The organism is Lactobacillus helveticus (genome assembly GCF_046109915.1).
Classification (GTDB): Bacteria; Bacillota; Bacilli; order Lactobacillales; family Lactobacillaceae; genus Lactobacillus; species Lactobacillus helveticus.
Genome location: NZ_CP151471.1, coordinates 1245900 through 1266008 on the forward strand (window position 1 = coordinate 1245900; position 20109 = coordinate 1266008).

The 20109-nt window shown below is 37.8% G+C and carries 17 protein-coding genes; 1 reads left to right on the forward strand and 16 read right to left on the reverse strand.

The window, feature by feature from the left end; all coding sequences use genetic code 11:
• Nucleotides 1–79 precede the first annotated feature (79 nt).
• Nucleotides 80–1462: an NAD-dependent succinate-semialdehyde dehydrogenase gene (locus AADV52_RS06345; protein WP_014919306.1), complete on the forward strand. Its 1383-nt coding sequence runs from the start codon at nucleotides 80–82 to the stop codon at nucleotides 1460–1462.
• 44 nt (nucleotides 1463–1506) lie between these two features.
• Here the strand turns inward: AADV52_RS06345 and AADV52_RS06350 are convergent, their stop codons facing one another.
• The 16 genes from AADV52_RS06350 to AADV52_RS06425 form a co-directional block, all read right to left on the reverse strand.
• Nucleotides 1507–2541 (reverse strand): zinc ribbon domain-containing protein, encoded by a 1035-nt coding sequence (locus AADV52_RS06350; RefSeq protein WP_014919307.1) that lies wholly within the window; start codon nucleotides 2539–2541, stop codon nucleotides 1507–1509.
• Nucleotides 2542–2688: 147 nt separating this feature from the next.
• Nucleotides 2689–6393 (reverse strand): MMPL family transporter, encoded by a 3705-nt coding sequence (locus AADV52_RS06355; protein WP_014919308.1) that lies wholly within the window; start codon nucleotides 6391–6393, stop codon nucleotides 2689–2691.
• 4 nt (nucleotides 6394–6397) lie between these two features.
• The gene (locus tag AADV52_RS06360; protein WP_014919309.1) at nucleotides 6398–6970 is read right to left on the reverse strand and encodes a TetR/AcrR family transcriptional regulator; all 573 of its coding nucleotides are present in this window, start codon (nucleotides 6968–6970) and stop codon (nucleotides 6398–6400) included.
• A gap of 135 nt (nucleotides 6971–7105) precedes the next feature.
• Nucleotides 7106–8056, reverse strand: a complete 951-nt coding sequence (locus tag AADV52_RS06365) for a serine hydrolase (protein ID WP_014919310.1) — start codon at nucleotides 8054–8056, stop codon at nucleotides 7106–7108.
• Nucleotides 8057–8068: 12 nt separating this feature from the next.
• Complete coding sequence (locus AADV52_RS06370; protein WP_014919311.1) at nucleotides 8069–8986, reverse strand: magnesium transporter CorA family protein; 918 nt, start codon at nucleotides 8984–8986, stop codon at nucleotides 8069–8071.
• 138 nt (nucleotides 8987–9124) lie between these two features.
• Nucleotides 9125–10426, reverse strand: coding sequence for an extracellular solute-binding protein (locus tag AADV52_RS06375; protein ID WP_014919312.1), 1302 nt, complete (start codon nucleotides 10424–10426; stop codon nucleotides 9125–9127).
• A 50-nt stretch (nucleotides 10427–10476) separates the two neighbouring features.
• A complete protein-coding gene (locus AADV52_RS06380) occupies nucleotides 10477–11772 on the reverse strand; it encodes an MBL fold metallo-hydrolase (protein ID WP_014919313.1) in 1296 nt (431 codons plus the stop codon).
• The gene (locus tag AADV52_RS06385) at nucleotides 11756–12580 is read right to left on the reverse strand and encodes a carbohydrate ABC transporter permease (protein ID WP_003629944.1); all 825 of its coding nucleotides are present in this window, start codon (nucleotides 12578–12580) and stop codon (nucleotides 11756–11758) included. Before AADV52_RS06385 ends, AADV52_RS06380 begins: the two co-directional genes overlap by 17 nt.
• Nucleotides 12581–12583: 3 nt before the next feature.
• Entirely contained in the window at nucleotides 12584–13450 is an 867-nt protein-coding gene (locus tag AADV52_RS06390) for a carbohydrate ABC transporter permease (RefSeq protein ID WP_014919314.1), read from the reverse strand.
• Entirely contained in the window at nucleotides 13450–14535 is a 1086-nt protein-coding gene (locus tag AADV52_RS06395; protein ID WP_014919315.1) for an ABC transporter ATP-binding protein, read from the reverse strand. The genes AADV52_RS06390 and AADV52_RS06395 overlap by 1 nt, the downstream gene beginning before the upstream one ends.
• A gap of 253 nt (nucleotides 14536–14788) precedes the next feature.
• Nucleotides 14789–16216 (reverse strand): C69 family dipeptidase, encoded by a 1428-nt coding sequence (locus AADV52_RS06400; RefSeq protein ID WP_014919316.1) that lies wholly within the window; start codon nucleotides 16214–16216, stop codon nucleotides 14789–14791.
• A gap of 40 nt (nucleotides 16217–16256) precedes the next feature.
• Complete coding sequence (locus tag AADV52_RS06405; protein WP_014919317.1) at nucleotides 16257–17111, reverse strand: DNA/RNA non-specific endonuclease; 855 nt, start codon at nucleotides 17109–17111, stop codon at nucleotides 16257–16259.
• Nucleotides 17112–17201: 90 nt separating this feature from the next.
• A complete protein-coding gene (locus AADV52_RS06410) occupies nucleotides 17202–18155 on the reverse strand; it encodes an exonuclease domain-containing protein (protein ID WP_014919318.1) in 954 nt (317 codons plus the stop codon).
• Nucleotides 18156–18163: 8 nt separating this feature from the next.
• Complete coding sequence (locus AADV52_RS06415; RefSeq protein ID WP_014919319.1) at nucleotides 18164–18985, reverse strand: NAD-dependent protein deacetylase SIR2 family; 822 nt, start codon at nucleotides 18983–18985, stop codon at nucleotides 18164–18166.
• Between the two features lie 14 nt (nucleotides 18986–18999).
• Nucleotides 19000–19638 (reverse strand): DUF421 domain-containing protein, encoded by a 639-nt coding sequence (locus AADV52_RS06420; RefSeq protein WP_014919320.1) that lies wholly within the window; start codon nucleotides 19636–19638, stop codon nucleotides 19000–19002.
• A gap of 1 nt (nucleotide 19639) precedes the next feature.
• Nucleotides 19640–20089: a DUF3290 domain-containing protein gene (locus tag AADV52_RS06425; protein WP_014919321.1), complete on the reverse strand. Its 450-nt coding sequence runs from the start codon at nucleotides 20087–20089 to the stop codon at nucleotides 19640–19642.
• Nucleotides 20090–20109 lie beyond the last annotated feature (20 nt).

Below are 20109 nucleotides of genomic sequence, written 5' to 3' on the forward strand. Positions count from 1 at the left end.
AGCTGTGTTTTATTTGCAAACGCTTTATAATATAAGCATAACTTTATAGAGATAAAACTTACTGAACGGGGGAAAGAAATTGTCCAAATATCAATCAATTAATCCATACACCAACGAAGAATTCGCTAGCTATAATAATCCAACATCCCAACAAATCGATGAGGCAATCAATTTAGCGCACATGCTATATAAAAAATTGCGTCATGAAGATCCAAGCAGTCGTGCAGAACTTTTGCACAAAATTGCAGATGCCTTTCGTGAGCATGAAGATGAATTAGCTAAAATGATGACCCTAGAGATGGGAAAATTATTGCGTGAATCAAAAGAAGAAGTTGAATTATGTGCTTCTATTTGTGATTATTACGCAGAAAATGGTGCAGCAATGTTAAAACCTACGCCTATTAAAAGCAAATTGGGCGATGCTTATTACTTAAAGCAATCCACAGGTGTAATCATGGCTTGCGAACCATGGAACTTCCCACTCTATCAAGTAGTTCGCGTATTTGCGCCTAACTTCATCGTAGGTAATCCTGTTTTGCTTAAGCACGCTCACAACGTACCAGGTTCAGCAGCCTTAATCGCTAAAATTATCAAGAGATCTGGAGCACCTGAAGGCTGTCTGCTCAATCTTTACCTCAGCTATGACCAATTAGCAGACGTTATTGCTGATCCACGGATTCAAGGCGTGGCATTAACCGGATCAGAGCGTGGCGGTAGTTCTGTTGCTGAAGCTGCTGGTAAAAATCTAAAGAAGTCTACCATGGAACTTGGCGGCAATGATGCCTTTATAGTATTAGACGATGCCGATCCGCAATTATTGCGCAACGTTTTAAACGATGCCAGAACCTATAACGGTGGACAGGTATGTACTTCATCTAAGCGAATTATTGTCGAAAAATCACGTTATGACGAAGTTTTGCATGAACTTAGAAACGTCTTCTCAGAGTTAAAGGCTGGTGATCCGCTTGAAGCAGATACTACTTTGCCACCAATGAACTCAGAAAGAGCTAAAGAGAAATTAGAAAAACAAGTTCAAGCAGCAACTGAGGCAGGAGCTAAAGTCTTCTATCAATATCCTGAAATTGATTCCAAAGGTGCATTCTTTAGACCTACAGTTTTAACTAATATTGATAAAAACAACCCAATCTTCGATGAAGAACTCTTTGGACCAGTCGCTGAAGTCTATGTGGTTCAAGATGACGATGAAGCTATTCAATTAGCTAACGATTCAAGCTATGGCCTTGGTTCATCAGTTATTAGCCGTGATATTGATCGCGCTAAAAAGGTTGCCGCACAAATTGAAACGGGAATGACAGTCATCAACGGCCGCTGGATCACCTCAGGTGAACTTCCATTTGGCGGAGTTAAGAAATCCGGCTATGGCCGTGAATTAAGCGACTTAGGCATGATGGCATTTGTTAACGAACATCTAGTTATTGATGTTACTAAAAATAATCAATAATTGACTATACGAAAAAAGGAGCAGATTTGCTCCTTTTTTATGCTCTAATTTTCTTTTTTCTTAAATAAATTATAACCTGATAAAACCGTAGTAAGTGCACTAGATAAAATCAAGAAATAAGCAGATGCACCTAATGATACAGCATAAGTAATCAACTGACTGGTCAATTGACTCATAACGCCAGTTGCAACACGACTAGAACTAGATAATTTATAGATTAAATAAATTAAAAAGATCGTTTCAATTAGTGACAAAACAAAAGCTAAAACCTGACTGGATCGTGTATTTTTCAATATATTGTAAATGATAAATATTGGGAAAAGGAATAAAAACAGCCAGACAAGATAAAGCACAATCGAATAAACAGAAGTGGCTCCAGATGCTAGTAATCTGACTGCCAAACTGAAAATCACATTGGAGATCGACATTCTCTGCGTGTAGCTCACAGCTGAAACGGCCGCACCTGAATCGGTAAAGAGAACGATTAAACTAATTAGCGCTGTTAAAATGACTGATAATTGAACGTAGTTAAAGCGACTTTGTCTTTGCTTCTTTATTTCACGCACCTGTTTTTCAACACGCGGATGACTTTGTTCAAAATCTGCATTACGCTTTTTTATTTTGTCTTCGCGCTCATCAACTCGATTGAAGATTTTAGATCCCATTTGGTTAATTTTTTGAGTTAATCGTTTATCAACTGTATATTGTTCAATCTTCTTTTGTCGATCACAAACAATATAAAGCCAAATCATCAAAACCAAAAAACTAATCCAACCTGCTGCTCTTGAAAAGCTCATCAGAATTAACAGAAAAACACCTAATAGAAAAACTAAAGTGGCATTTTTTCTGATCCAAGCAATCATGCGTTGAACAGTGGAATTTTGCTTTTCGGGATAAAATTCTGCCCGATATGCAGCACGGCTGATAATTTGTTGCCCCTCATTATCAGATTCATACTTAGTCTTAATATGCTGATCTGTGAAAAAGTTGTCACGGTATTTCTTTAGATTAAAACCACAATTTGGACAAATATCGTCCTTTTCATTAATTGCTTGACCACAATTTGGACACGTAGTCATATAAAGCCCTCTCTTATTGCTTCTTTATCAATAATTATAACATGCAGATGAAGGCAAATAGTGACGACATGAGCGGATTTTATTAGTAATCAATTAAATTATACAAAAAAGGCTCTACAGCAATTGTAGAGTCTTTTGAGTTAATTATTATTTATTGTTTTTCTTAAACAACCTACCGAAGTTGACACCTTCATAAGTTAATTTAACTGCAACTGATAAAGTAATTGGCAAGATAAATACCAAGATTAACAAACCAACATCCACAGTCAAAGCAACTTCAATCAAGGTTGGGATGCCTGATGGGATCAAGGCTGCAAAAGTACCACCCAAGATAATTGCAGCTGAAACAACAACAATACCGATAATAGCACATGCCTTCAAGATTCTTGAACTTGGAGTTGTGTAACCTTCAGTCTCAAGTTCACGATAACGAGTCATGAGGAAGATACTGTAATCAACACCTAAGGTAATCAACATGATAAAGCTGAAGAATGGTGTGTTCCATGAAAGCATGCTTCTACCAAGAACAGCCTTAACAATCCATTGGTTGATTGAAAGTGAGCAAAGGTATGCGATAAGCAAAGTACCAAGAATGTAAACTGGTTGAAGAAGTGAACGAGTTACAAACATTAAGGCAATACCGATACCAATTAACATGATTGCGGCAGTTCTAAGGAAGTCGCCGCTGGCAACTGTCTTAGTATCCTTAATCTTTGAACTTTGACCACCCATAGCAACAGTAGCATTCTTAAGAGCAGTACCTTGGAAGGTCTTCTTAGCCATTGCGCTCAATTCTTGTGATTCGTTAGTAGCTTCGGTTGCACTTGGGTTTGAATCGAAGACTAAGATGATTTGAGCTGACTTCTTGTCAGGGCTAAGGTATACATCCATTGACTTCTTGAACATTTCATTCTTCAAGAATTCCTTTGGAATGTAGAAGGTATCTGCAGCTGCAGATGAACCTAAGCCCTTCAAGTAAGTTTCACCTTGGCCTAAACCACTGTTTACAGTGTCAATACCAGTAGTAAGTTCTGGAACCTTAGCAGCTAACTTGCCAGCACCCATGCTGAGTTGACTTGCACCGCTATTAAGTTGACCAATACCTGAGATAAGGGCTGGAGCTTGGCTTGCTAATTGACCAACACCTGAGTTAAGTTGACCGGCACCATTTGCAAGGGTGCCAAGACCAGTGTTAAGAGTACCTGCACCATTGGCAAGAGTACCTAACCCAGATTGAAGTTGGCCAGCACCACTGTTGAGTTGACCAACACCAGCATTAAGACGACCAGCACCACTTGCAAGACTGCCAAGACCAGTACTCAAGCGACCTGCACCGCTGTTAAGAGCTACGGCACCTGAGTTAAGCTTGTTTGCACCGGCAACACCTGCGCTAGCAGCTGATTGAACTTGACTTAAGCCTGAGCTTAATTGGTTCAAAGCAGTGGCAGCACCTGGAAGTGCTTGGTTTGAGGCTTGAGCTAAAGTATTCACTTGAGTCTTCAAACTTTGAAGTTGTGTCATCAAATCACTTTGTTGCATTGCAGCCATTGAGCCTTGTAATCCTTGAGCAGCTTGAGTTGCATTTTGCATAGCTGACTTTAACTTGTCAGTATTAGCACCAGCTTGAGCTTTTTGAACTACTGATTGTACCGCTTGGGTTGCAGCTGCAGTTGCTGCTTGTTGAGCTGCTTGTTTTTGATCATTTGGAACATCTTTCACAGCTGATTGAACTGCAGCACTAATTGCTGATTGAACATCTGCCTGACTTACAGATGAACCGACACTACCAGCAGCACTTTGCAATTCCTTCAAGCTGCTTTCCAATTGAGCTGCTTGTTTTTGTACAGCAGCTAAACCACTAGTTGCAGATGAAACATCAACAGAATTGCCTAAAGCAGCATTCAATTGTTGAATACCACTGTTAATTTGTGGCAAAGCAGTTTGCAATGCAGCAAGTTGTTGCTTGTTCGAACCACTTAATTGGTTTGAAAGTTGTGAACTCAATTGTTGCAATTGGTTAGCCATTTGTTGGGTACCGTTTTGCAAAGTCTTGGTACCAGCTTGTAAGCTGTTAGCACCATTTTGCAACTTGTTAGCACCGCTTTGTAAACTGCTTGCACCACTTTGAAGTGCATGAGTACCACTAGCCAAACGACCAGCACCAGTTTCAAGACGAGCTACACCACTAACTAATTGATTTGAACCGTTTTGTAACCGAACGGCACCACTTTGTAATTGTTGTGCACCGTTTTGCAAACGACTAGTACCACCAACTAATTGTTGCGCACCACTTTGAAGACGACTAGTACCATCTTGAAGTTGATCTGCACCATCCTTCAAGCTGTTGGCACCATTAGCCACCTTGTTAGAACCTTTGCTTAACTTACCCAAACCAGAACGAGCTTGGTCAACACCGTCATTAACAGTGTTCAATTGATTATTCACATAAAGCATATCAATTGGCTCACCATATGGCTCGGTTACAGATGTTGCAAATGAAACATCCTTTGAGTTTTGAAGTTGCTTGGTCAATTGATCAATTAACTTCAGGTTTTCTTCATTGTCTAAACGATGCTTACTCTTAATGTACAAGTATGATGGTTCAGCCATGCCTTCTGAGAAGTGTTTTTGAACTACCAATAAACCTTGCTTAGATGGAACTGAATCAGCAATTTCATCAGTATCATCGTAATTCAAGTGACCTGAATACATTAGCATGAATGGAATAGTAACTACAGCCAAAACAACCAAGTAAATAATTGGGTGTTTTAAAGTTGAAGCGGAAATTCCATGCCAAAGTTTATCATCGCTTTCACCAGTAAATTTCTTAACTGGCCAGAACATTTTCTTACCAAGAACTGCCATGAAGAATTGGTTGAGTGTTAAAAGCACTACCAAAAGTACCGCAACACCAACCGCAACACCAACGGCTGATTGGTAAACTGAGAACTTAGCTAAACTTAATGCAGTAAATCCGATTAAGATTGATAAACCGGAGTACAAGATTGTCTTACCAGCTTTTAAAAGCGCATCATGTAAGGCCTCGTACTTGTCCATCCCTTTCCCCAGATTCTCTTTAAACTTGTCATACAGCAAGATGTTGTAGTCGGTACCAATACCAAAGAGGACGATAACCATGAACACTTGTGTAAAGTTAGAGAATGGAAAGTTAGCATGTTCAACTAAGTTTGTAACGATTGAGAAGGAAGTAAGGAATGATACCCCAACTGTCAATAATGAAATTAATGGAACAATTGGTGACTTAAAGACGATTACCAAAACAATGAAAATAAATACAACGGTAATAGCTTCAGTCTTCTTAATTCCTTCTTGAATTGAAGCAGAGAAGTCATGCTGCAAAATATCAGCACCAGTTACATAAGTGCGAAGACCTTGCGTCTTGGCATCCCTGTTCATTTGGTTATAAACTTCTTCAATAGTGCCATGACTCTTAGCAATATTAAATTGTGCTACCCAAGTCGTACCATCTTTTGATTGAAGCTTCTTTCTTGTAGCAATATTAGAATCTGGAAGAAGTGAATCCTTAATTCCATACTTGTGTTTATCATTAGTAAACTTGTCAAGCGTATTATTGATAGCTGCTTTATCAGCCTCCGTCAGCTTGCCATGTTTCTTGTTAAAAACAAGTGCTACTTCATAGGTGTTTTTCTTTTTTGCACCCCAATTGTTTTTGATAGATTGTGCCACATTGCTTTGCACATTACTTGGAAGCGTAATGTCCGAGTGGGCATTAGTCAGCTCCTTAATATTAGGCAAAGCAAAGATGGAAATTATCAATATCAAAATCCATGCAATTAAAGAAAAAACATGGTTTTTCAGAAATTTCTGCACTTTCCTATTTCCTCCCTATTTGTAAATCAGGTACTGGTTCTACAAGTCGCAGAATCATCTCATGATAATTACGATTAGATTCATCCTTTGTTTCATCAACAAATGAAGAAGAATTATCCAAAAAAACGTAACCCAATACAGCGCCAATTAAAGCATGGAACGAAATGGCACTCTCTTTTCTAAAATTAAGCCTTTCGCCCAATTTGATCAGATTCAAAATCTCTTGACTAATTGCCGCATCCTTAGGATATTCATTCAAGTGATACAAAATGCTTGATAAAGCCTGATCGCCTAACAAAAAATCCCGCACCGTATCAGCAAACTTAAGCAATGCTTCCCTGCCAGACAAGCCAATCAAATCATCCATTAATTGATGCCGCAAGATTCTGATCTCCCTTGCACCAACCAAAGATAATAATTGCTTGCGACCAGATACATAATGATATAGTGACTGCGAGCGCACATTCAATGCTTTGGCCAAAGCCGGCAAAGTTGTCGCACTCAACCCCTTCTCACTAATCATCTTAGTTGCTTGATCAATTATCTTATCTAGATCAAGATTTCTCTTCTGTGCCATAACGTCCCTCCTTTTCCTAGCATACTAGATAATATATCACTACAATTTGAAGATTACAATCTACAATTTGTAAATAATTGCTTTTTCTAATAAAAAAATAATGAAGCCCTTTTCAAGCTTCATTATCTTCATCTCTTATTTATGTTTCTTATCGAACCAAGTGTTAACATTCTTGGCTAACTTATTAAAGTTCTTATTATTGCTGCTCCACACTGCTATACAGTAATTTCCTTTACCTTGAACAATTGCTGTAGCAAAAGCATCATCACCTGTAGCATAAACGCCACCATTGATGCCCTTAACCATCTTGATTCGTTCTTTTGACTTAGCTAAAGCACTCAAGACCTTGCCGGCATATTGTCGATTCAAAACTCTTCCTTGATAAAGACCGATCATAGTTTTAGCTAGATCATTAGCAGTAGCTTTGCCATAAGCATCACCAGTAAAGCGCTTGGCTATAGTAGTTTGATCAGCTCCCATTCTTTTGGCAACTGATTCAATATTCTTAATGCCAATTTTTCTAATCAATGCATTGGAAGCAGTCTTATTGTTCTTCAACATTGCTTCACGCAAATAGGCAACACCATAAGCCATGTTGACTTGGAACATGCCATCGCCTTTGACCTTATCAGCCTTTTTAATTTTAATCGCTGTTTTAGAACCTATTTTGCCCTTCTGTTCTTGTTCATAAAATGCAATTAACAAGAAGAGCTTCATCACGTCTTTAGCGTCATGCGCTTTGGCAGTATTTGATACAACTGCATAACGACTAGAATTGTTTAAATCTTGGACAGCAACTTGATAACTGTCATCAAGTCCCATTACCTTTTTGATCATTTTAACTAGTTGCTTATTACTGCCGCTTTTTGCCTTAACGTGATTAGAATACTCAATTGAATTAACTTTAGGTTCCTTAACCTTCTTAATCTTGTGCTCTTTAACCTTCTTCTTGCTTTTCTTAACTTTGCTAGTTGTAGGTCCTACAATCTTGAGCTGCGCATTTTCAACTCGTCTCATATTGCTTGTATATAAGATAAATGCTAACAAAGTAGAAATAATAGAGCCTATAAATATTTTATGTTTCATAAGATTTCCTCTTTAAAAGAAGTGATGCTTTTTCATTAAAACGACCAGCCAAACCATTAAGACTACCATCAAAACAGTAATCAAAATCCAGTCAAATGAATTTTTTAAAATAGGCAGGCTAACATTCATTCCATAAAACCCTGTCAAAATAGTTGGAATAGTTAACACTAGTGACCACCCTGTCAAAAATTGCATGGTATCGTTCAAGTTATTGTTCATCATGTTATTCGAGGTAGCCGACAGCGTCTTGGTTACTTGTCGAGAAATCTGAACCATTTCTGCAGACTGGCTTGATTCAATGAGAACGTCATCAAGTCGCTCACGCGCATCCTTAGTGAAGTCCAACTTGCTATGATCCAAACTGTGAAGCATCATCAAATCTGTTTGAATTGAACTAGATAAATAAACCAAACTTTTTTCAATATTGGACAATTCAACTAGATCCTTGTTGTTAATATCATCAGATAATTTTTGATCCAAGCTATTACGCTCAACGTCGAGCTGAGTTACAGCACGCTGGAAATATTGTGATGAATAAAGGAAGAAGAGCATCAACAACTCTGTTACATCTTTGGCCTCAGAAAGTCGCTCACGCATATACTCATCATTAAATTCATCAAAAACATAGCTAGTTGATTCCGTATGGAAAGTAAAGACATTTTCACCAACAACTAAGAAAGTAATTGGTTGTGAGGTAAAATGCTTAATCGTATTGGTTGGCCAAATAGGAACATCATAAACTAACAGGTGACTATGCGTGTGTAAATCGTAGTCGTAGTGAGGACGTTCGTGACGGTCGGAAATATATGAAATGATATCCGGTGTGAAATTGAAATCTTTTTGCAATTTCTCACTGTCCTCTTCACTTAAGTTGTTGATGTCGTACCACTTATATTTTGTGGGTACGGGGAAATTTTGTTGTCTAATCAACTAACTCACCTCTGCTTTTTTATTACCTAATAAATAGTACCATTTTTTCGAAGCACATAGGAACCGCAAACTTATTATTTCCATCAAAAAAGGCAGACCCAGCACGGTCTGTCTTTTGAAATTAATTGCTATTTAGTTTTATTGCTTCCAAGCAGCGTCAAACTTTTGCTTACCAGCTTCAATTTGACTGTTAATGTTTTGTCCCTTTTCTGCAGCTGCGTAGATGTTTTGTTGAATACTGTCCAATTGTTGGTATGCAGCGTTTGAGTTCTTAGCAACTGGAACACTGTAAAGGTGCTTCATAGCATCTTGAAGCTTAGCAGGAAGCTTGATGCTCTTGTTGGCCTTGTAAGCCTTTGATTCAATGGTCTTTTCGTTAACTGGGATGTAACCAGTAGCGTTAGCCCACTTAAGTTGGCTTGATTGTGATACCAAGAACTTAATGTACTTGAATGCAGCAGCCTTTTGTTCTGCACTAGCGTGGTTGAACATGTAAATGTCAGTACCTTGTTGCAAAGTGTACTTGCCAGGACGTGGAGCAACATCGTAAGTGAACTTGTCGCCTACACCTTGCTTAACAAAACCTTCACCTGCAGAAGTACCTACAAACATTGCAACCTTTTGGTTAGCAAATGGACCTGAAAGGTAGTGTTCTGAACCAGCAGTTCTGAAGTAGCCCTTCTTGATACCATCTGCGTAGTAGTTAATAACTTTCTTTGAAGTTGCACCACTGAAGTTAATCTTGTCTGAGAAGTTTACGCCTTCATCCTTCATACCAATAGTGTAGTAGTTTGGCAATGAGTCAAAGCCAGCACCTACAACCTTGTGATTACTCTTCTTGTAGATAGTTTCTGCAACATCTTTGAATTCTTTCCAAGTACTTGGAACCTTCTTAATACCATATTTTTCAAACATGGTCTTGTTGTAAGTCAAAGTTTCAATTGACTTGTTAAATGGAATACCGTATTGAGTACCCTTGATCTTAGCACCATCAAGAAGATCAGGGGTAATGTCAGAAGCCTTAGCACTGCCCCAACCAACATTCTTGTTGTTGATGTATGGAGTTAAGTTAACAAGCATCTTGTTTTGTGCGGCGTTCCAAAGCCAACCTGGGTATGCTTGAGTAATAGTTGGCAAGTTGTTTGGTGATTGCAAGGTTGAGTTGATCTTAGCTTGCAAATCGTTATATGCACCTTGGTTTTCAAGCTTGATAGTGATCTTAGGATTCTTCTTTTCAAAATCCTTGGTCAATTGCTTCAGGGTAGTTTGTTGAACACCAGTCATTGAATTCCAGAACACAACTGTTGTCTTCTTGGTAATCTTTGATGGAATCTTCTCTGAGCTTGATGACGAATTCTTGTTGCCATTTGAACAAGCAGCAGTTCCAACTAAGGCTAAAGCAGCAACGGCAGCCATAGCAAGTTTCTTACTAAACTTCATTAGATAATCCTCCTAAAAAGTAAAACTAAACAACAATATTTTTTGATTCACTAAAGCGTGACTGTTTGACCACGTTTAGGTAAAATCCGTTCTCCAAATGGATTCTCTTCCAGCTCCGGATGCAATGTGTGCACCGGTACCAAAATAGCTGGCTGAATCCCGGCAATTATTTCCTTGAGTTCTTTTTCATCGGCGTGTCCTGAACAACGCAATGCTTTGAACTCTATATTATTTTTAGCAAACTGCTCTACAAATGGTTTGTAGGCAGGATCAAAATCACCGAGCGGTTCTGCATTAGAGTGGATGTATAAACCGCCTTCTCGAAGCTTATCATAATCGGTGACAACTTGCCACAAGTATTTATGATTATCTTTTAAAAGCTCATCATAACTTACTTCAAGTTCTGGATTTAAGTCAGAATACTTCTTATCTTGTGGCAAGTAATAGTAAGGATAATCCTCATCCAAGCTTTCCTTAATCAAGTGGGCACGTTCTGCATGCAAAACAACTTTTCTTGGTGAATCAGCAATAATTCTTAACATTCTTTCCACATTAGTTGGATAAGTGTTAAAAGTGATTTGACGTTCAGGATTTTCATTTTGCAAGCGAACGATTTCTTCGGTTAATTCAACCTCATTCTTAGGGCCAGTAAATTCTTCACTATTTTCATCATGCTTTTCTTCTGGCCAAGAAACTCCTGTACCTTCAATAATCAGCATATCACTACCCTTGGATGCCTTCATAAATTCACGCACCCAATCAGGATGATAACCATGAAGACGAATATCACCAGTGTAGGCAATTTGCTTATCAGGCGTTCTAACAATCAAACCTGTAGCGCCATAAGCATCGTGATCACTAGGATATATTTTCAGGGTAATATCACCGACTTGAATTGGCTTCTTATATTCAGCCGCAATAATCGGACGAGTATAGCTCTTATCATGACCAGCAGCTGGCAATAAAAAGTCGCCTTTTTCATTTAATGCTGGCAACAAATGAGCGGTAATTGATCCAGCATAAAGCGGAATTTCCGGAGCCAGCAAATTCATTGCTTTACTATGATCAAGATGCAAGTGAGAAATATATGCTGCCGCATGTTCCCAGCGATCAGTATCAATTGCCTTACCCGTAATCTTAGGATCATAGAAGTTAGGCACATCCCCGATCAATTCATTCTTAATCAAAGTTTGATAACTTTCATCAGGCAATTTAAGCTCAGGGCGATATACTTCCCCAAGATCAAATAAAACGTGTGACTTGTTATAAGCCACTTCAATCATTGGTCCGCCAATGGTAGTTAAACCATTATAAAAAGTAACTGTTGTCTTATCCTTTAAGGTCATTACGTACCACCCCTCGAATAATTTGCTTTCTAAAGATGAAGTACAAGATCAAGATTGGCAAAACAGTCAGCGTTGCGGCTGCAAGTTGCAACTGTGTCTCACTACCTGCATCTGAAGCAAATGAAGTTAAACCGTTGTTCAAAAGTCTCATGCTGTCTTCATTAGTTACCAATAATGGCCATAGGAATGAATTCCAACCAGAAATGAAACTCAACAATGCTACAGTGAACAAACCACCTTTAGACATTGGAACCAAAATTCTCCAAATGTATTCCCAGTCACTTGCTCCGTTAATCATCGCAGTCTTATAAATAGTTTGTGAAATAGAGCCAAAGTAGCTTTGTAAGTAATACATGTAGAAAATTGAAGTCAAGAATGGCAATACCAAACCGATGTAGGTGTTAAGCAAGCCCATTTGAGCAATAGTGTTGTAGTTGGTAAAGATAATTGCTTCACCCGGCACCATTAACAATGACAAAAGAACAATTTGCACTACGCCTTTGCCCTTAAACTTCAAGTTAACCATGGCAAAAGCACCAAGCAAGGCGTTAAACAAACTTACTATTGTAGTAACACTAGCAGTAATAAAGGTGTTTAAGAAGTAGCGACCAAATGGAGCTTGTGCAAAGACCTTAGTATAGTTAGCCCATTCAAAATGTTTAGGAATAATTGTTGGCGGAATAGTAGTAGTTTCCCTAAAACTCATTAACCCGCCTAAAATCATGTAGATAAATGGAAAGACGGTAATAATTGCGAAAATTGCTAACACAATATATGCAATCAAAGTACCCCAACGAATTTTCTTCATTCTTTACCGTCCTCCAATCTTTTTCATCATCTTACGTTGCAAGAACGTTACAAACATAATAATGATAAACAATACAACCGTTGCGGCCATCGCAACACCTGGCGTACCTACAATTTGGAACTTGTTATAAATGTAGAACACTGCCGTTGTAGCGGAGTTACCAACACCTGCTTGGTCGTTGAACAATGCATATACTGAAGTATAAATCTTAAACGCTGCAATAATGTTCATCGTAAGCAAGAAGGCAATAGTTGGTACCAATTGTGGCATTGTAATGCGCCAGAATTTTTCTGTACCGCTAGCACCATACATATCTGCAATAGTGTAATAGTTAGGATCAATATTACGCAATGCTCCCATCAAGATAACGATGTTAAAGGCTAATGAAGTCCATACACCAAAGATAATGATGGTTGTAAGCGACATTGCCGGATCATCAATCCAGTTTGGAGCTGGCAAATGAAGTGCTCTTAACAAGAAGTTAAGCAAACCATATTCACCATTAAAGATATAACGGAAAACAATACCAATTGCGATAGTTGATGTTACATAAGGCATAAAGAAAGTCGTTTCAAAGAATGACTTATGCTTTACCTTACTAAACATAAACCAAGCTAACATGATTGAAATAGCCAAAGCAACTGGCACAGAGATCAATGCATAAAGAATGGTATTTCTAATAGCACGCCAAAATTCCGGATCATGAAAAATGTATTGATAGTTGCTCAGCCCGGTCCAGTTCATATTGATCAAAGAACCGCTCTGAAAACTCATTACAAACGCCCGCAAGATTGGATAAATACTAAAGAAAGTAACAAAAATGATCGTTGGCGCTAAAAAGAGCCACGCTTTTTTCTGATTAGTTTTCATTAGTAGATACGTTCTCCTTCCTTAGTAAACAGGAATACTCGATTGAGTCGCATCTTCAAATTAATATTGTCACCAGGCTTAATAGGAGTTTCAAGATCTACAAGTGAACGAGCTTGAACGCCATCATGAGTGAATTTCAAAATACGTTCACGTCCGATCAATTCAACATCATCGACCTTAGCTGAAACCTCACCATGATCACCTGGCAAAATATTTTCTGGACGAACAGATAAAGCATATTCGCCATCAGTTAAGTCACGCTTAAAACGACTTTTATCTAAGTCATCAACGTTAATTTCAAAATCACTACCTACGATCTTGCCGTTATTAACTTGAACTTTAAAGTTATCAATAACTGGATTACCAACAAAGTTGGCAACGAAGTAATTATTTGGTTCAAGATAGAAGTTTTGACCTAAATCATCTTGTTGAATTACCCCATTGTTGAAGAGGATAATCTTGTCACCAATGGACAATGCTTCTTCTTGATCGTGGGTAACGAATAAAGTAGTAATGCCTACCTTCTTTACCAAAGTACGAATTTCTTCACGAATCTTCAAACGCAATCTTGCATCAAGGTTACTCAAAGGTTCGTCCATTAACAAAATCTTAGGTTGTTGAACCAAAGCACGTGCAATAGCAACACGCTGTTGTTGACCACCTGACAAATTACCTGGCTTTTGGTCAGCCAATTCCATAATTTGAGTAGTCTTCATGTACTTTTCCGCAATTTCCTTAGCTTTATCCTTAGGCATCTTTTGTTTACCTACAGTTAAAGGAAACATAACATTTTGTAATACTGTCATGTGTGGATATAAAGCATAGTTCTGGAAAACGTAGCCAATTTGTCGGTCTTTTGGAGCTACGTTAACAACAGACTTTCCATTAAAAAGAATATCTCCACTAGTAGGATTGAGTAATCCTGCTAACATGTTCAAAATGGTTGTCTTACCACAACCAGATGGTCCAAGCAAACAAACAAGGTCGCCTTTCTTAACTGAAAAGCTAACATCTTTAATTGCTTCATGACCGTTGTCGTATACCTTCTTGAGGTTCTTTACTTCCACGAATCGTTCATCATTCATAAGTTTCACACACCACTATATATTGATTTTATTTTATAAATTTCTCTATTAATTCTAAGATAAAGACACTAAAATAACAAATGATTTAACAAAAAATTCGGATTTTCTACGTAGTAATGAAATATATTTCATCCAGTATTCGGGTTCAATTTGAATTTTAATGTCTTATACTAAATATCCTATATTTTTGTTCGTATTTTCTAAATGTTGTGGTACGCACCAAAAAAAGTCATGGTTGAACATGACCTCTTTTTTATAAATTATCTCCGCGTTCGAATTGATATTTAGAACTGTTTAATGCTTGTCTTACTAAATTGCTCATTAAGTTCTTAGTCTTCTTAGTAATTACGCCAGCAGTCTCATCATTTGCATTAGTCAAATATTTGATCAATTCTACATCATCAAGATCTTTAGCCTTTTCGTCAATAGCATCAACTCGGCTGATAGCATAGCTTTGGCAATCATCACGATATGCATTTACTTCATAAATGTATTGGTGATAACGTGGCTCAACAATTACTTGCAAAGTCTTGTAAAGCCAGTAAGCACTGCTATCAGGATCAACTGTGTGTTCAGCGACCTTGTAGTTAAGTGGGGTATCTTCAATATTTGTGTAGAAAGGAACATATGGTGAATATGCGTAAAAGCCCATGTTAATCCATTGAATTGCGGCCATCTTAGCAGGAACATCGTTTCTAATTTGCAAAATACTTGATTCTTGGTTTCTGTCTAAGGCAATAGAACGGAACATCTTTTGCTCTTTTTCGCTGCCGGATGAGAAGGTATGCATTGGATCATATGGAGTGCCATTATAGTGACTTGATAAAAACTTTTGCACATCCTCAACGCCAATCTTCTTTTCAGGTACACGAGTAAATGGCATCTCTTGACTAGTTGGGTCTTGCTCAATACTTGGATTGAACAATTTTTGTCCATACCAAGTTCTTGGGGTGTTGTAGAAAGCATCAGCTTCGTCTTTAGTACCAAAAATATCTCTAAATGAGAAGCTGCCATCTGTACTATTGTTCAAATGATTCTTTTCAACGAATTCTTGAATACCTTCTGAATACATGAAGTTATCAGGATCATCAAAATCAACGTGTTGAATCACCATAATATTAGGACAAATTGCATAAGAATCATCTGGCACACGAGCAGCTACCCATTGGTGACCTGCACCAGTTTCAAGGTACCAAACTTCCTTATTATCTGAAAAAGCAATACCGTTAGTTTCACCAGTACCATATTTTTCAATTAAGCGACCTAAGCGGAGTACCCCTTCACGCGCAGTCTTAACAAATGGCAAGGTGATGTAAACCATTGAATCTTCATTGATACCATCTTCAACAAGCGGATCATGACCTAAGCAACGTGCATTAGTTGCTTCAGTTTCAGTAGCTGACATGGCAACGTTATATTCGTTAATGCCTTGTTCATCCCAGCGACCTTCTGAATCATCAGCAGTTGGAGCAGCCGTCCACTTGCAACCATCGCCTTCAAGGTGCATCTTGAAGCCGTTGTATTTTGAAACATAGTCTTCATCATAGTGGCGTGCTTTGTTAACAACAAAAAGCTTTTCATTGATGCCGCCGTAACCATCTTCGTCACGAGCAATCATAGTTGAGCCATCAATTGAAGCGTCTTTACCAACAAGCATCGCGGTACAGTTATCTTTTTTCATGCATGTACTTCCTTTTTTGTTTTATCTATATTATATTCTGCTATTCATTAACCTGTATTTGGTGATTAACTTTAGCCCTACCATTATTATAATTGAATTCATAACCAGGTTGCACGTTATAAAGATAAACATTGAAGTTTAATGTGCCATCAGTTGAAACAGCCTGCAGATTTACTCCACGAGCCATTAATTCATTGCCTCTAAAGATCGCAGTTGCTTGATATATTACGCGCTTATTTTGCCGTAAAGCCTTACGAACCTTGGCTTCAAAGATCGTTTGAATTTTTTGATTAGAAAAGGCAGACTGAGTAAATAAATTCTTAGGATTATTCTGATCACCTGACTGATTGCGTGGATCATAATTACCGCTTTGATCAATCCCTGCAGAAACAGAATAAGCAATCAAATGGCCTCGATTATAAATTTGCGTGCCATTTCTGCGGTTATAATGCCAACCAGTTGGTTCCACAAATTGCCGCACACGTAAACTATCATTAGCCACATTGCGCTTTTCTAAAAATGCAGTGTTAGGACGAGATGTCCGGTTGAGCGAATCAAGATTAGAATAAATTACTCGATTAACCTTCCATGAATTTTTCACTAAAGTTGATTGATTATGGTTCACTTCAGTAAAAGCCTTGCCACCGTTTTTAAAGTTTAAATTAGCGAGCTTCTTATAATCAGCATCAGACAAACCGCCATAGGCCTTATTCGCCTTAGTAGCATCCCCAATCGTATTAGTAACATGTTCATCATGATTGCCAGTAAAGTCTTTTAAAAATTGACTGCCACTTGGATCACTGCCTGCTTTAGTAAAAATTCCCCAGGCAATTGCTACCAAAACGATAACTGATGAAAAGACTGTTCCTTGTTTTTTGCGTCTTCTTCTTGCCATAAAAATCCTCCATTATTTAAGATATGATACTAGTCCAAACATTAGTTTGCAATAGTACAAAAGAAAAAGTTGCCTTTTTCAAGACAACTTTTAGCTGCGAGCCCAGTCATCAAGCATCGATAAAAAGAAGCTCTCTGATAAACGCTTAATTTTCGCACCATCTTTAATCAAAAGACAAGCTCTATTTAAATCTTCATTATTTTTTCTGAAGAAATCATGATCACCCATGATCAAATAATTCGTAGTATTTTCTACATTTTGATCAAGTTGACCGCCCATATTGTTGATCATTTTTCCGGCATCGCGCTGATCCATGTGGAGATTGCCAGACAAAACAATATTTTTATCTTGAACAGGATTGCGGAAACCAAGCTGATAGTAATCAACTTCATCTCCAGTCAAATCGACATTCTTAATATTGCCAATGGCTTGCTCTAACAGATCCTCTGTAAAATGCTGATTAAAGTCGTTATAAACCTTAATAGTATCCAGTGAATCGGCCAATCCGTGGTGCTGCTCTACTTGAGCAATTCCAGCACGCTGCATGCAATCAATCAAACGATTATGTTGGCGTGGATAATAGACTCTGGCCAAGCGGAGCACGTCGACATAATCATTATTTAGCACCGGCAAATTATATTTTTGACTAAGGTCATACAAAAAGTTCAAGTCAAAATTGACGTTGTAGCCAATAATAGTGTCATCACCAATGAACTCACGAAATTCCTTGATTGCTTGTTCAGCGGGAATTCCTTCATTAGTAAGCTGCTCTTCAGTGATCCCATTCAATTTAGTAATGAAAGCTGGAACCTTATTATTTTTAGGGAACTTTACCAAATTAGTGTATTGATCGACAATTTGACCATTTCTAACCTTGACTCCGCCAAGTTCGGTAATGCGATCACGGAAAGGGCTAAGGCCAGTCGTTTCAATATCAAGCATCGTGTAGTTAGATAAAAAATCTGGCTTTTCCTGACCTTTTTGGCGTAACTTATCTTGCGCTCCGTCTACATGTAAAATCCCATTTTTTACGTAAATACTCATTATTCACCCTATTTAGTCAAATTCATTAATACATCATGTGAATTAGTGGCAAAACCAGCTGCTCTCTTTTTAAGATCATCTGGCATATCTTCATCTGCCAAATCTGCTGCAACATACTTCCAGTTAGGGAGTTGTTCAACTAACTTAACCATTGGATCCAGTAGTTGCGGACTGGTTTCATCAACACCTAATTCAAGTACGACTACCTTTTTATCTTCATTGCCTGTTAAGAACCAACGAAAACGAGTGTTAGCATCAGTATCAGGGAAGAAGTTGGCATTAAGTGGCATGTGCAATTCCATTGGGCTATTGCAATCTTCACATTTTGGCACTAAATCTTCGGTTACGTTGTTTTCTTCAATAGCCTTTAAAAAGCGTTTGACTACTTCACGATCATCTTTTTGCCCATGGTTAATGCCACTAGAACATTGCATTTTAGTCCAATCGCCGAAGGCATCAAAAATTCTATTTTCTTTAAAACCTGCATTTTCAAAGAAATGAGCAAATGTACTTGTAGCAATAAAGTAGTCTTTATCTTGCAAAATTTGCTTTAAAGCTTGCATGGTTTCACTTGGTTCATATTGCAGTGAATATTCATTAACCAATTCACTCCAGAAGCTCCATTGCTCACTCCAAGAATCAAACTTTTTGTCTAACGCATCCCCAATTGTATGCACATCGTATTTATCAGCAATTTTGCCAAACTGGTCATCGAAGTTTTCTTCACTTAAGATGTCCAGCCCCTCTTCCTTAGCCATGCCATTACCTGCAGTAACGATCACTGCATCTGCATCTTTAATCCATTCTTTTACCTTAGTAAAATCTGCCATTTTTATCTCTTTTCCTACTTAGAATAACCGGTCAAACGTAATTGTCCATCAATGTATTCACCTAAGAATACATCATTAATTCCATTATAACCTGCGGCTTTAACTTCTTGCTCAAGCCATGCCTCGCTTTTATGAATTAATTCCAAAACATCTTCATTTACTTGACCATCGCTAATAATTGGAAAGCGAATATTGACTTCATCGTTTTCGATGATAGTTAATTGACCATTTTGTTCAAAAATACAGTTTTTCACTTTTTCAACGGAATAAATACCACGACTACGCAATTTGAACATTAATTCATTAGCAGAAATTCCGGCCTTCATACAGTTTGCTACCAGAACTTGTCCATTTTTGATTACTTGAACAGGCTTGCCATCAATTACTCCTCGAATCCAGCTATTGTGGTCTCTACTGAACTTTAAAATGAAAACGACTAAGGTCCAAATAATCAATACTAAGAAAAACTGCAAAACGGTGATACTAGGATTATAGATAATTCCACCAATAATCGCACCAAGAACATAATTCTGCAGTTGATCGAGTGCAGTGGTTGGCGCCAAATTTGTTTTTCCGAAAAGATTGATCTGAATAATTAAAGTTAAGATACCTAGAGCTAATTTAATGAAAAGTTGTGTATAATCCAGCTGCATTTTAATTTTTCACCTCTACTTTATGATCAATTACATGGGCCTGCGTTAGCGTATAAGTATTGCGATCATCATTTAAGTTCAATTGATAGTCACTATCTTTTGAATCGATTCTGATAATCATGCCATCTACTAAATTGGTGGAGTTAACTAAAACATCAGAGTCTTTAACGCCTTCATCTTTTGCCACTGATTTAATGAAAGGAATAATTTGCGTTGCCTGCGACTTTTGCGTATTTATTTGAGTATATTTTTCATATTGAGTGCCGGCAAACAACATTAGAAAAAGCAGTGCAATGATGCCTAAATCACGATATCTTGTAGCAAAACGATTATGCAAATATAGCAATGTGAAGATGATCATAGCAAATGCTGCAACGAGCATTAAACCGTAAAGGATTGCTTTGTCTGCATTTTGGTTATTTTGAATATATTTCAACGTGTAAAATGTCATTCTCTCATCCCTCTGTTTTT

Excerpts from the sequence above, each read along its gene's own strand:
- AADV52_RS06395 (WP_014919315.1), bottom strand. The coding sequence starts at position 14,535 with ATGAATGATGAACGATTCGTGGAAGTAAAGAACCTCAAGAAGGTATAC.
- AADV52_RS06380 (WP_014919313.1), bottom strand. The coding sequence starts at position 11,772 with ATGACCTTAAAGGATAAGACAACAGTTACTTTTTATAATGGTTTAACT.
- AADV52_RS06405 (WP_014919317.1), bottom strand. The coding sequence starts at position 17,111 with ATGGCAAGAAGAAGACGCAAAAAACAAGGAACAGTCTTTTCATCAGTT.
- AADV52_RS06350 (WP_014919307.1), bottom strand. The coding sequence starts at position 2,541 with ATGACTACGTGTCCAAATTGTGGTCAAGCAATTAATGAAAAGGACGAT.
- AADV52_RS06390 (WP_014919314.1), bottom strand. The coding sequence starts at position 13,450 with ATGAAAACTAATCAGAAAAAAGCGTGGCTCTTTTTAGCGCCAACGATC.
- AADV52_RS06360 (WP_014919309.1), bottom strand. The coding sequence starts at position 6,970 with ATGGCACAGAAGAGAAATCTTGATCTAGATAAGATAATTGATCAAGCA.
- AADV52_RS06420 (WP_014919320.1), bottom strand. The coding sequence starts at position 19,638 with ATGCAGCTGGATTATACACAACTTTTCATTAAATTAGCTCTAGGTATC.
- AADV52_RS06410 (WP_014919318.1), bottom strand. The coding sequence starts at position 18,155 with ATGAGTATTTACGTAAAAAATGGGATTTTACATGTAGACGGAGCGCAA.
- AADV52_RS06425 (WP_014919321.1), bottom strand. The coding sequence starts at position 20,089 with ATGACATTTTACACGTTGAAATATATTCAAAATAACCAAAATGCAGAC.
- AADV52_RS06375 (WP_014919312.1), bottom strand. The coding sequence starts at position 10,426 with ATGAAGTTTAGTAAGAAACTTGCTATGGCTGCCGTTGCTGCTTTAGCC.
- AADV52_RS06365 (WP_014919310.1), bottom strand. The coding sequence starts at position 8,056 with ATGAAACATAAAATATTTATAGGCTCTATTATTTCTACTTTGTTAGCA.
- AADV52_RS06385 (WP_003629944.1), bottom strand. The coding sequence starts at position 12,580 with ATGAAGAAAATTCGTTGGGGTACTTTGATTGCATATATTGTGTTAGCA.
- AADV52_RS06415 (WP_014919319.1), bottom strand. The coding sequence starts at position 18,985 with ATGGCAGATTTTACTAAGGTAAAAGAATGGATTAAAGATGCAGATGCA.
- AADV52_RS06400 (WP_014919316.1), bottom strand. The coding sequence starts at position 16,216 with ATGAAAAAAGATAACTGTACCGCGATGCTTGTTGGTAAAGACGCTTCA.